Genomic DNA, 11,915 nt, shown 5'->3' with positions numbered 1-11,915 from the left:
TAACAGGATTCTTTCTCTATGAGTCTTAATTTCCTTGAATTTGAACAGCCAATCGCGGAATTGGAAGCAAAAATCGAAGCCTTGCGTGTAGTGTCCAAGCGTGGCGACGAAGCTGAGGCTGTCAACCTGGACAAAGAAATCGAGCAATTGGAGACCAAAAGCACTGAGCTGACGAAGAAAATCTTCAGCGATCTGGGTGCTTGGCAGGTTGCACAGCTGGCACGTCATCCACGTCGTCCATATACACTGGACTACGCAGATCTGATCTTCACTGAATTTGAAGAGCTGGCAGGCGATCGCGCATATGCAGATGACAAAGCAATTGTTGGTGGTATGGCGCGTATTGATGGCCGTCCAGTGATGATTATCGGCCATCAGAAAGGCCGTGAAACCCGCGAAAAAGTGATTCGTAACTTTGGTATGCCAAAGCCGGAAGGTTACCGCAAAGCGCTGCGCCTGATGAAAATGGCAGAGCGTTTCAAGATGCCTATCATTACCTTCATTGACACCGCAGGGGCATATCCTGGCGTTGGTGCTGAAGAACGTGGCCAGTCTGAAGCGATTGCACGCAACCTGAAAGAGATGGCTGGCCTGACGGTGCCGGTTATCGTTAACGTGGTTGGTGAAGGTGGCTCGGGTGGTGCACTGGCGATTGGTGTGGGCGATTACGTGAACATGCTGCAGTACTCCACCTACTCGGTGATTTCGCCGGAAGGTTGTGCATCAATCCTGTGGCGTGATTCAGACAAAGCGCCACAAGCCGCTGAAGCAATGGGCATGACTGCACCTCGCCTGAAAGAGCTGGGTCTTATCGATAACATCATCGAAGAGCCGATGGGCGGTGCACACCGTGATTTCGCGAAAACCGCAGAAAGCATCAAAGCACTGCTGGTGGGTCAGTTGGAAGAACTGGCACAGTTAGATGCAGATAATCTGCGCGAGCGTCGTTATCAGCGTCTACTGAGCTACGGTTACTGCTAAGCAAACCGATTGATTTAAAAAGGGCCAAATGGCCCTTTTTTCGTATCTGATGCTATGATTCGAAAAAATCGTCTTTCTCGAAGTGTCTATGCTGTTCTCTCTATTTGAAAATGTCCTCGATAGATACACGCCAGTACCCCGCCAGATCGTGCTGGCTTTCAGTGGCGGCGTGGATTCACGCGTAATGCTCGATTTGCTCGCCACTTATCGGGACATTCATCCCCAGCACGCCTATTTGGTGGTTCATGTTCATCATGGTTTGAGCCCAAATGCAGATGATTGGATGGCACAATGTGAACGTTGGGCCAGTGACGCTGACTTTGCGTTTAAGGGAATTCGGGTGACCTTGAACCATCGAGGCGAAAGCCTTGAGAAAGCTGCCAGAGAGGCACGCTACCAGGCCATTTTGAACTCAGTAGATGACAATGCACTGGTATTGACCGGTCAGCATGCCGATGATCAGGCCGAAACTTTTTTACTGGCGCTTAAGCGTGGTAGTGGCCCTGCAGGGTTGGCTGCCATGCCAGAAACCCGTCCAATGCAACATGCCGTGTTATGCCGTCCCTTACTTGAGGCAAACAGAAAAGCCATTGAGGAATATGCTGAATCTCAGGGGCTTATCTGGATAGAAGACGAAAGCAATCTGGATCGTCGGTTTGACCGTAATTTTATCAGACAAGAATGGCTCCCCATGGCTTCTGAGCGATGGCCGGGTTTAGTTAAAGCCATCAACCGTACAGCTCTGCATTGTGCTGAACAGGAAACCCTGCTTGATGAACTGTTGGTTCAATACGATGCTGAAGTGATGGGAACTGACGGCAGTTTGAACATCGGCAAGACAAAAGAATACTCTCCGATATTACAAAGTGCGTTGGTCAGGCGCTGGTTAAAGTATGTAGGAAGGCTCTCTTTGTCAAAAGCACAGCTTGAGCAAGTGTTTTCATCAGTGATAGAAGCTGGGCCTGACGCCAATCCAGTTCTCAAAGTGGCTCAAGGCGAAGTGCGGAGATATCAAGGGAAACTCTGGTTTGTCGCACCTTATCAGGATGTCTCAGACTGGACAGCGTCATTGGTGGTGAACAGAAAGATTTCACTGCCCGATAACATTGGGGAGCTGGAGATAGTGTCTGTACCGAGCAATGACCGGGGTATCAGGATTCGTGCGCCCAGAAAGGATGAAGAAATAAGTGTTGGCTTTGACCCTGAAGGCTGGTTTGCCCGACCTGCCGGCAGGCAAGGGAAGCGGAAACTCAAAAAGCTTTTTCAGGAATATGGGGTACCGAGCTGGCTTCGTCGCAGAACGCCTATCTTGTTATATGGAGAGACGATAGCTGCTGTCGGTGACCTGTTTGTTTGTGAAGACTATGTGGGCGATGAGTGTGAGCTTGTCTGGCACAAATGCCATACATTAAATGCGTGAATAGCTTTTACGTGCAACAATTTAACAAAACTGGAAAACAATAAAGCGAGGAAGCGATGAAACAACTGTTACCTTTAGGTCTGGCTGCCATGATGATGGCTGCGCCTTCATTTGCTGCAGGAGATGCAGAAGCCGGCAAAGCCAAAGCAGCGATTTGTGCAGCATGCCATGGAGCAAATGGTATTGCGATGATCCCAGGCTACCCAAATCTTGCAGGCCAGAATGAGCAATATCTGGTTTCTGCGTTGAAAGCATACAAAAGCGGCGAACGTACCGGCGCGCAGGCGATGATCATGAAGCCGCAGGCTGACATGTTGAGTGATGCTGACATGGCGAATTTGGCTGCGTACTTTGCGCAGATGAAATAGTCGCTCCGACAAATATAAATTGAAAGCCACGGACGATGCCGTGGCTTTTTTATGCCTGACAGTTGGTTGAAGAAGATAATTGCCTAACGACAGATCGCAATATTTTATTTTGCCTGATTGTTTTTTGCTCGATCAAACTTTCTGCTATTGCAGGAAAATTCAGGTTTTACTATTGTACTAGCTCACTGATACATTGTGAGAGGTTAAAACAATGGCAGCAGGACGCGAGCACTTTAGTTCCAGACTCGGTTTCGTTTTAGCAGCAGCCGGTGCTGCAGTGGGGCTGGGTAATATCTGGGGATTCCCAACACAAGCAGCAAGTAACGGTGGTGGTGCCTTTCTTTTAGTCTACCTTTTGATGATCCTCATCGTTGCCTACCCTATGCTGGTGGTTGAAATGGCGATTGGGCGTCATGGTCAGGCAAACCCGATCGACAGCATGAGAAAGCTGGGACGATCTTCGTTATCAAAAACGCTCGGGGGTGGTGTAGGTCTTATCGGCCTGATGGTGCCTTGTCTGGTTTTGGCTTTTTATAGCATCGTCGGTGGCTGGCTAATTTCTTACTTGCTTGCCGCAGGTGCAGAGCTTATTGGGCTTCATGACACTGCAATCTGGTTGAAGGGCTTCTCGGTTGAACGAAATCTTTTGGGTGCGGGTCTTTTCTATCTGCTGACCATCTTGATAGTTCAGGCGGGTGTGAAAGAAGGTATCGAGAAATGGTCAACACGCCTGATGCCAGCACTTTTCATTCTGTTCGCTGTGCTTTTCATTTATGTGATGACATTGCCAGGGGCGACTGAAGGCTTGGTACATTACCTCATCCCTGACTTTTCCAAAGTGATGGATAGCGATCTTGTTCTGGCCGCGATGGGGCAAGGCTTCTTCTCTCTGACCATTGGCGGCTGTTCCATGTTGATTTACGGTTCGTACCTTAGCCGCAAAGAGAACCTGCCAAAAATGGCGCTGAATGTCACCCTAGTGGATACCGCAGTGGCGGTGATTGCTGGTCTGGTGATCCTGCCTGCTATGTTTGCAGCCATGCGTCAGGGCGTAGAGATCTACGATGCCAACGGTGCATTGCTGAGCTCTTCAACACTGGTGTTTGATGTGCTGCCGATGCTGTTTCAAGGGCTTGGTGTCGTCGGGACATTGGTTGCCTTTGTCTTCTTCTTGCTGATGACGATTGCGGCGCTAACCTCCTCAATCTCTATGCTTGAATGTCCTGTTGCGCTAATGAGTGAACGCCTTGGTACTCAACGCTCAACTGCCAGCTGGTTGTTGGGTGGTGTTATCGCTGCTTTCAGTGCGGTGATAGTGTTTAACTTTGGCGAGCTGTTTGGTCTGGTTGCGACGATCGCGACACAATACTTCCAGCCAATAGCGGCACTGTTGTTCTGTCTGTATGGCGGTTGGGTGTGGAAGCGTACCCAGAAGCTCAAGGAGCTTCGTCAGGGCTATGACGATATCGAGCTAGGTCTGTTCTGGAAAGTTTGGCCTTTGTACGTGAAGTTTGTCTGTCCAGTTCTGGTTATTGCTGTGATTTGGATGTCATTGGTTTAATACCAATCGTAGTAAATATCTGCTCATCCTAGCTTGTTAAAATGCTCGATAACTGCGTTGAAAAATTTGATTGTAGAATAACTACTTATCGAAGTTTTCCGCCTTGTTCTCGAGCATTTTTCCTGCGCTATCTCTGATCACCTACTTACTGTGATTGGTATAAAGGCGTTGAGTAAAACGCAGGGATAAAAAACGGAAGCCATCGCGCTTCCGTTTCCATTGAGTGTTGATGCTATTAGCGGAACTGGTTTTGATCAGCCATGTACTCGAAACCAGCAGTCGCAAGTTTTGCTTTCAGGGCTTCGGCATCAATATCGAAGTACTTCACCAACTCTTCCAAAGAAGAAAAATCGTCTCGTAACTTCATGTTCACGATACTCATCAGCATGATGGTATCCATACCTTCAAAGTTCTTGAGATCCATTATGCGTCCTCGTGGTCACTGATCAGCAGGTTAGCAGCGGCGAAAGCGGCTTGCTCACGCTTTTCTTCGGGAATCGTTTCATCAGACGCCACAGCGTCCAATGCGCGAACAGCACATGCGATAGCGCTAGGAATATAACCTTGTTCGCCACTGCCAATTTCTGAATAACGCTGACGGATCAAATCGCAACAATCGTAGACTTTCATAGCCACTCCTTGAAAAAAACTGCTGCCAATATAACGCAAAAAGGCTCCGCAATGGAGCCTGAAAGCATGATGAAACGTGGCTTAGCGGCGTTTATGTTTATTACGGTACATACCGCGGTCAGCGCGTTCAAACATGGATACATTGCTGTCACCCTGACGATATGCCGAGCACCCCACAGAGCTGGAAATATTGTGCGCAGTCAGCAGTGGATCTTTTGCTATGAGGGATTTCAAACGCTCATTGACCAACTGTGCCGATTCGCGTGTTGCCGGCGTCAGGATAACCGCGAATTCGTCACCGCCTAATCGGTAACAACGATCTGAGGCACGAATAGCTTCTTTAAGTAGCAGTGAGAAACGGCGCAGCACTTTATCACCATCAAGATGGCCGTACGTGTCGTTGACCTGCTTGAAGTTATCCATATCGAATATCATCAGGATGAGGCCGTGATCATTTCGCTCTGTCATCGCAATCGACTGGCGAAGATCCTGCTCAAAACTGGTTCGGTTGTTTAATCCGGTTAAGCTATCAAGCAACGCGAGGTTACGAACACGGTTGTATTCAATGGCGTTGCTTAGAGGGCCTGCAAGCAGACGGTGGTAGGTATGAATAAGCGCTATTTCATCATCATCAAGTTTATAAGGTGTGCTGTATTGGAGCATACCCAAAGAGTTATTTGCGAACTTGAGTGAGAAGGTTTGTCGATAGTCAGAGGTTCCACCTCGGCGGACGATGTGGGAGATTTCGTCATGCTCCCAAATCAGGCGGGTGATATCGATTTGCTTTTCCAGTTCCCGGGTGAACACTTCGAATAAGGGATCAATTTCCAGGCGTCCCTGAAGCTTCTGCAACACCATTAAGCGCTGATCAGCACCCAGCGGAACACGGCGAGATTGAATCGCCGCTTTTTTAATCTGTTCCAGTTGAGTGCTCGTCGACATTGCTTCAGAAACCTATAACTATCACTGTTTATGCTTTAAACAACAAAAGCAAAAAGCGTTCCAGTTTTGGTGGTGCTTCTGTGCTTCTTCAGTGAGCAGGGATTACTCGTCAGAGAGAAAGGCTGCTAAATCGGATCGACGATTCTGAGCGTCTTGGTAGCCCATGTCAATTAAGTGGTTGATATATTTCGGCTCAAACAGCAGATAACTGGTGATGGCCGCATCTTCAACAGGACTGATGCCTAGAACTCTCATCAGACCTCTTACTGCAGTAGGCATATGACAGTAGTAGCGTTCAACCAAAGGCTCAAAAGGTTCAGAAGGTGAAAGGTGGAAGGCATCGACTTGCCGCAGTGCCAATTTTTCAGCTTTAGATTTTGCCATGGCGCCGACTAGAGCATTCATGCGTTCTAAATGTTCCAGATCAGCGGAAAGCGTGTCAGCAAATATAGCATCCATTAAGTGCCCACCCAGACTCGCTAAGCCTGGCGCTTGTGCAAGGGCATGATTCTTTTGGGAACGTTTAGGGTTCAAGTCGATTATCAAAACCTTATCAGCCCCCATTTTCAATGCAGGTCGGAGCGGCGCGATTTGGTGAACTGAGCCATCACCGTAATAGTTGTGCCCGATTTGCGAAGCAGGGAAAACGATAGGGATGGCAGAAGACGCCAGCAAGTGCTCAGTCGTTATCTGGCAAGGAATACCAATAGCGCGGGAGCGGGCCCAGGGTTCAATGCAAGATTGTCCTTGATAGAAGGTCACGGATTTACTGGTCTGGTAGTTTGAGGCAGTAATGGCGAGCCCTCGTAAATTCCCCGCAAGGATTTGATGCTCTATCTTACTGTAATTTAATACATTATTAAGCAATCCGCGCAGTGGCCGATTATCGAGAAGGCCAAAGGGAGGCGCGCAGTGATACTTGGCTTGCATGCGGGCGAAGCCTTGTCTGCCGATATGATGAAACATGCCAGAAAAGGAGCTTTGGAAGACATCCTTGGTTGTCAGGTTGGCCCAAAGCCAAGACAGTTTTTTGACGCCAAGTCGGAAACATGACGTATGGCAGGCAAGAGAGGTGGCATTCAACGCACCAGCAGACGTACCACAGTAAATGGTAAAGGGGCTGTGATGCACCCTTGGATACCATTCAGCGATCGCCTTCAACACGCCAATCTGATACGCCGCGCGCGCACCGCCACCCGTGAGTAAAAGGGCGGTGGTTTTGCGTGGAGTATTGGAGTGCGCGCTGGACGCCATAATCTTTACCTGCTTGATATCTCGTTATTTAAGTATGAACTAGAAGCCGTGCTTATGACGTTTTGATCTCTCTGATTTACCGGACGTTACCGACCGATTGTGATCTAGAGCTAAAAGACACTGATGGTTTTGTCATCGCTTCTTAGTAAGAGAACGACAGATGGTATATTTCAATTCAACAATATTCATAAAGAGTATGAGATGGCATTTTCTGTTCGCGTCCTTATTGCTGATGATGACAAGGCTTCGGCCAAGCTGGTAGAAGTATTACTTCAAAAGTGGGGCGTTGAGGTTATCGTCGCGCATGACGGTGTTGAAGCGCTTGAGTACATTATGCAGCCAGAGCCGCCTTCTTTATTGCTGCTTGATTGGGAAATGCCTGGGTATAGTGGTATTGAACTCTGTCAGAAAATTCGTCAGATCGACACGTCAAATCCACCTTACATCATTATTTGCACCGCAAGAGACACGGCAGAGCATATCGCTGAAGGTCTAAATCAAGGCGCGAATGACTTCGTAACCAAGCCTTTCAATACTCAGGTGCTGAAAGCCCGAATCGAAGTGGGACGCAGAACGCTCGAGTTACAAGCGAGACTCGTGGATGCTATGACCCGTCTTGACCACCTTGCGAGCTTTGATGAGCTCACCGGGCTTTTAAACCGGCGTGCGTTGTTCGAACGCGTTCATGAAGATTTCTCACGGGCGATGCGAACGGATAGCCGGCTTTGTTTTGCGGTTTGTGATATTGACTGGTTTAAACGCATTAATGACGAGCATGGTCATCCCGCTGGGGATGCGATTTTACGTCAATTAGGCGAGATTTTTAGTCGCCAATTACGCCCCTATGACAGAGTGGGTCGTATTGGAGGGGAGGAGTTCCTGTTACTTTTCAGTGTTAAAGATGCAGGGCGAGCTCATAAAGTACTAGAAAGGATACGGCAGGCGATTGAAGCGCATAGCTTTGAGTATCAAGGACAATTTATCTCTGTCACCATGAGCTTTGGGGTGACCTTTGTTATTCCGGGAGAGAAAGTGGAGCGGGTTGAAGATTATTTTAGCCATGCGGACAAGGCGCTATACCAATCAAAAGAGCGGGGACGGAACCTCGTTACGTTCTTTGATAATTGCGTATAAAAAAAGCGCCTCCAATGGGAGGCGCTTTCAATTCAGTTAGCGGAATTAAGCCAGTTTCGCTTTCACGAACTCAACCATGTTTTCCATCTCAACCGGCACTTTTTCGCCGTCACGACGGTGCTTGTATTCAAACACGCCGTTGTCCATGCTGCGCTCACCGATGATGATAGTGTGTGGCACACCCGTTAGTTCCATGTCAGAGAACATCACACCTGGGCGTTCTTTTCGGTCATCGAACAGAACTTCAACGCCCGCTGCGGTCAGATCAGCGTACAGTTTTTCTGCTGCTTCTTTAACGCGCTCAGATTTGTGCATGTTCATTGGAACAATAGCAACGGTAAACGGTGCAATCGCATCTGGCCAGATGATGCCGTTTTCGTCGTGGTTCTGTTCAATAGCCGCCGCCACAACACGTGAAACGCCGATGCCGTAACAACCCATTTCCAAAATGGTGTTCTTACCGTCAGCACCCAGTACGCCACAGTTCATCTTCTCAGAGTAGTTAGTACCTAACTGGAAGATGTGACCCACTTCGATGCCACGCTTCAAAAGGATAGTGCCTTGACCACATGGGCTAGGGTCACCTTCAACCACGTTACGGATATCAGCCACTTCACCCAGTTCAACGTCACGACCCCAGTTAATACCGAAGTAGTGTTTGTCGTCGATGTTCGCGCCTGCGCCGAAATCACTCATTGCTGCAACACTGCGGTCAACAATGAAAGGAACGGTCAGGTTAACTGGACCCAGTGAACCAGGGCCTGCATTTACAAGCGCACGAATTTCTTCTTCGGTCGCGAATTGCAGCGGCATCTCAACTTGTGGAAGCTTCTCAGCTTTGATTTCGTTAAGTTCGTGGTCGCCACGAACCAGCAGCGCAACCAGAGCAGCATCAACAGCGTCAGAGGCTTTCACAAACAGTGTCTTAACGGTTTTCTCGATTGGCAGGTCAAACTGCTCCACAAGCTGAGCGATGGTTTTCGCATCAGGTGTATCTACCAGCGTCATTTCCTGAGTTGGGGCAGCGCGTTCACCAGAAGGCGCAACGGCTTCTGCCATTTCAACATTCGCAGCGTAATCAGACTCAGTAGAGAATGCGATGGTATCTTCACCGCTGTTTGCCAGAACGTGGAATTCGTGAGAAGCAGAACCACCAATCGCACCAGTGTCAGCCAACACTGGACGGTAATCCAGACCCATACGGTCAAATGCCGCACAGTAAGCAACGTGCATCGCTTCGTATGACTTTTGCAAGCCTTCTTTGTCGATGTCGAAGCTGTACGCGTCCATCATTGAGAATTCACGTGCGCGCATCACACCGAAACGTGGACGTACTTCATCACGGAATTTAGTCTGGATCTGATACAGGTTCAGAGGCAGTTGCTTGTATGAGTTCACTTCGTTGCGAACAAGAGAAGTGATCACTTCTTCTGCCGTCGGGCTCAGAACAAACGGACGCTCGTGGCGGTCAGTGAAGCGAAGTAGTTCAGGACCCATCTTTTCAGAGCGGCCTGTCTCTTCCCATAGCTCAAACGGCTGAACTACGGGCATCAGAGTTTCAATCGCACCTGCGTTGTTGATTTCCTGACGAACGATGTTTTCAACCTTTTGCAGTACGCGCAAACCGGTTGGCAGCCAGGTGTACAGACCTGAAGCCAGTTTGCGGATCATACCGGCACGCAGCATCAGCTGGTGGCTGATCACTTCTGCGTCGTTTGGCGTTTCCTTCAAAGTAGAAAGAAGGTATTTACTGGTACGCATCTAAGCTATCCGTTTATCTAATTACAGTATGGAGGGTATAAGGGCGTCATATTAACAGCGAGAACCCTATTCGCCAAAGGCTTCTATTGCTGTCACGGTGATTACAGGTTCAGCGACGGTAAACTTCACATTTAGGTCAAAGAGGTGGACCGCATACTCCTTGGTATCGGCTTTTCCTTTTTTATAGGCTGGGCGTGGATCCTGTGCAAGTACTTCACTAATCACCTGCAGCTTATTTTGGCCGTCTTTATCTTTGGCTAAAAATGCTAAAGGTTGAGCGTCAAACTGGATATCGAGTGTTTGAGGCGCTTCTGCAGCATATCCACCCGCAGCTTCTTCTATGGAATCCGAATAAGGGATATAAGGCTTGATGTCGACGACTGGCGTACCATCAACAAGATCGCAACTCCCAATATCAATAATTATTTTGCCACCTTCTTTACGAACCCCTTTCAAAGGCACGACCGACATACCGATACCGTTCGGTCTGAAGGTTGCGCGGCTGGCAAATACGCCAATACGCTCATTGCCACCCAAGCGGGGAGGACGGACTGTTGGTGTCCAACCTTGCTCGAGGTTTTGGTCAAACAAGAAAAGAACCCAAAGGTGCGAGAATTGTTCAATACCACGCACTGTGTCTTCATTGCATGCTTCGCCTTCTAAAACGATAGATGCCAAAGCACTTGGCGCAAGTCCTGGTTGACGGGGGACGGCGAATTTCTCTTTATAAGGGGATTCAATATGACCGACAGGCGTCAGGGAATATTTCATGTTGGTTTTACTCATTAGGCTATCGGTGGAACTTTACCATACTCGTCAAGGTGGCCTAACAATCGTGGATGCTTGCGTTGGCAATGCGTGTCATAATCGCAGCGTAATAGTGTATAGAGGGTAGCGTTTTGGCTAGACCAGCGGTTTTTGTCGATAGAGATGGTGTGATCAACGTTGATCACGGTTATGTCAGTACAACAGATGACTTTGAATATATAGATGGCGTTTTCGATGCTTGCCGAGCATTGAAAGAAATGGGCTATCTCCTTGTGCTCGTGACCAATCAGTCTGGTATCGCCCGTGGCTACTATACGGAAGATGAATTTCTCAACCTGACGGAATGGATGGATTGGAACTTCGCTGACAAAGGTGTGGACTTTGACGGTATCTACTACTGCCCGCACCACCCTGAATATGGTGATGACAAATACAAGCAAGATTGTGATTGCCGTAAACCGAAACCCGGTATGTTTTTCTCTGCGCGAGACTTCCTCAAGATCGACATGGAAAACTCTGTCATGATTGGGGACAAGGCGGACGACATGCGTGCTGCAGAAGCGGCAGGTATTTCAACCAAGATTCTGGTTCGCACTGGAAAGACAGTATCAGAAGAAGGTGAAAAGCTGGCAACAGCGGTACTTGATAGCATTGCTGATGTGCCTGAATACCTGGAAAAGTGATATCTGAAATTAAAATCTGATTAAAAAAAACAGAAAAAGCAGCCAAAATTGGCTGCTTTTTTGCCTCTTTGGTTGTCTTTTGAGCGCTTGAGCGGTTTTTTAGAAAAAAAGCCACTTTTTCATAAGAAAGGTATTGCCAACAAGAAATCTCTCCCTATAATGCGCTCCTCGTTGGCACGGCAAAGTTCGCAGCTAACACGAGGAAAGCAAAAGTGCTTGACTCGAAAAAAGAGTTGAGTTTAAATCTCACTCCGCTCAGCAAGGCTGAGCACGTTCTTTAACAATTTGACCTATGCAATCTGTGTGGGCACTCGTGATTGATAGACAAAAGATTTATCGATGTTTACTGAGTGACCAAACGAAAACTCTTCGGAGTTATCGGCACAGTCAATTCGTTCTGCTCTTTCTTTACT

At 48.2% G+C, this 11,915-nt stretch carries 12 protein-coding genes; 6 read left to right on the top strand and 6 right to left on the bottom strand.

Features of this window, described 5'->3' with window-relative positions; translation table 11 throughout:
- The first annotated feature begins 18 nt into the window (after positions 1–18).
- From accA to QL223_RS22400, 4 genes are all read left to right on the top strand, one after another.
- Positions 19–981, top strand: coding sequence for an acetyl-CoA carboxylase carboxyl transferase subunit alpha (gene accA / locus QL223_RS22415; protein ID WP_002536409.1), 963 nt, complete (start codon positions 19–21; stop codon positions 979–981).
- 88 nt (positions 982–1,069) lie between these two features.
- Positions 1,070–2,401: a tRNA lysidine(34) synthetase TilS gene (tilS, locus tag QL223_RS22410; RefSeq protein WP_281546021.1), complete on the top strand. Its 1,332-nt coding sequence runs from the start codon at positions 1,070–1,072 to the stop codon at positions 2,399–2,401.
- A 56-nt stretch (positions 2,402–2,457) separates the two neighbouring features.
- The gene (locus QL223_RS22405) at positions 2,458–2,769 is read left to right on the top strand and encodes a c-type cytochrome (protein WP_002536413.1); all 312 of its coding nucleotides are present in this window, start codon (positions 2,458–2,460) and stop codon (positions 2,767–2,769) included.
- Between the two features lie 211 nt (positions 2,770–2,980).
- Entirely contained in the window at positions 2,981–4,330 is a 1,350-nt protein-coding gene (locus QL223_RS22400) for a sodium-dependent transporter (RefSeq protein WP_281546020.1), read from the top strand.
- 235 nt (positions 4,331–4,565) lie between these two features.
- On the opposite strand, the gene QL223_RS22395 is transcribed toward QL223_RS22400, so the two are convergent.
- The 4 genes from QL223_RS22395 to QL223_RS22380 form a co-directional block, all read right to left on the bottom strand.
- Entirely contained in the window at positions 4,566–4,754 is a 189-nt protein-coding gene (locus QL223_RS22395) for a DUF4250 domain-containing protein (protein WP_002536416.1), read from the bottom strand.
- Entirely contained in the window at positions 4,754–4,960 is a 207-nt protein-coding gene (locus tag QL223_RS22390) for a YaeP family protein (RefSeq protein WP_002536417.1), read from the bottom strand. The genes QL223_RS22395 and QL223_RS22390 overlap by 1 nt, the downstream gene beginning before the upstream one ends.
- An 81-nt stretch (positions 4,961–5,041) precedes the next feature.
- Positions 5,042–5,902 (bottom strand): GGDEF domain-containing protein, encoded by an 861-nt coding sequence (locus QL223_RS22385; RefSeq protein ID WP_002536418.1) that lies wholly within the window; start codon positions 5,900–5,902, stop codon positions 5,042–5,044.
- Positions 5,903–6,004: 102 nt separating this feature from the next.
- Positions 6,005–7,156 (bottom strand): patatin-like phospholipase family protein, encoded by a 1,152-nt coding sequence (locus QL223_RS22380; RefSeq protein ID WP_002536419.1) that lies wholly within the window; start codon positions 7,154–7,156, stop codon positions 6,005–6,007.
- A gap of 201 nt (positions 7,157–7,357) precedes the next feature.
- On the opposite strand from QL223_RS22380, the gene QL223_RS22375 reads away from it, so the two are divergent.
- The gene (locus tag QL223_RS22375) at positions 7,358–8,290 is read left to right on the top strand and encodes a diguanylate cyclase (RefSeq protein ID WP_281546019.1); all 933 of its coding nucleotides are present in this window, start codon (positions 7,358–7,360) and stop codon (positions 8,288–8,290) included.
- A gap of 45 nt (positions 8,291–8,335) precedes the next feature.
- On the opposite strand, the gene QL223_RS22370 is transcribed toward QL223_RS22375, so the two are convergent.
- Both QL223_RS22370 and tsaA read right to left on the bottom strand, forming a co-directional pair.
- Positions 8,336–10,051, bottom strand: coding sequence for a proline--tRNA ligase (locus QL223_RS22370; protein WP_281546018.1), 1,716 nt, complete (start codon positions 10,049–10,051; stop codon positions 8,336–8,338).
- A gap of 66 nt (positions 10,052–10,117) precedes the next feature.
- Positions 10,118–10,822: a tRNA (N6-threonylcarbamoyladenosine(37)-N6)-methyltransferase TrmO gene (tsaA, locus tag QL223_RS22365; protein WP_002536422.1), complete on the bottom strand. Its 705-nt coding sequence runs from the start codon at positions 10,820–10,822 to the stop codon at positions 10,118–10,120.
- 128 nt (positions 10,823–10,950) lie between these two features.
- Between tsaA and gmhB the strand changes: the two genes are divergently transcribed.
- A complete protein-coding gene (gene gmhB, locus QL223_RS22360) occupies positions 10,951–11,502 on the top strand; it encodes a D-glycero-beta-D-manno-heptose 1,7-bisphosphate 7-phosphatase (RefSeq protein WP_281546017.1) in 552 nt (183 codons plus the stop codon).
- The last annotated feature ends 413 nt before the right edge of the window (positions 11,503–11,915 follow it).

Origin of the sequence: Grimontia sp. SpTr1 (assembly GCF_947387585.1) — a bacterium.
GTDB classification, from domain to species: Bacteria; Pseudomonadota; Gammaproteobacteria; order Enterobacterales; family Vibrionaceae; genus Enterovibrio; species Enterovibrio indicus.
The sequence above is the reverse complement of the archived record's forward strand: the minus strand, read 5'-3'. Positions and strand labels throughout refer to the sequence as shown.

Coding starts and splice junctions, on each gene's coding strand:
- QL223_RS22395 (WP_002536416.1), bottom strand. CDS start 4,754: ATGGATCTCAAGAACTTTGAAGGTATGGATACCATCATGCTGATGAGT.
- QL223_RS22405 (WP_002536413.1), top strand. CDS start 2,458: ATGAAACAACTGTTACCTTTAGGTCTGGCTGCCATGATGATGGCTGCG.
- QL223_RS22400 (WP_281546020.1), top strand. CDS start 2,981: ATGGCAGCAGGACGCGAGCACTTTAGTTCCAGACTCGGTTTCGTTTTA.
- tilS (WP_281546021.1), top strand. CDS start 1,070: ATGCTGTTCTCTCTATTTGAAAATGTCCTCGATAGATACACGCCAGTA.
- QL223_RS22385 (WP_002536418.1), bottom strand. CDS start 5,902: ATGTCGACGAGCACTCAACTGGAACAGATTAAAAAAGCGGCGATTCAA.
- QL223_RS22390 (WP_002536417.1), bottom strand. CDS start 4,960: ATGAAAGTCTACGATTGTTGCGATTTGATCCGTCAGCGTTATTCAGAA.
- QL223_RS22370 (WP_281546018.1), bottom strand. CDS start 10,051: ATGCGTACCAGTAAATACCTTCTTTCTACTTTGAAGGAAACGCCAAAC.
- QL223_RS22380 (WP_002536419.1), bottom strand. CDS start 7,156: ATGGCGTCCAGCGCGCACTCCAATACTCCACGCAAAACCACCGCCCTT.
- tsaA (WP_002536422.1), bottom strand. CDS start 10,822: ATGAAATATTCCCTGACGCCTGTCGGTCATATTGAATCCCCTTATAAA.
- accA (WP_002536409.1), top strand. CDS start 19: ATGAGTCTTAATTTCCTTGAATTTGAACAGCCAATCGCGGAATTGGAA.
- QL223_RS22375 (WP_281546019.1), top strand. CDS start 7,358: ATGGCATTTTCTGTTCGCGTCCTTATTGCTGATGATGACAAGGCTTCG.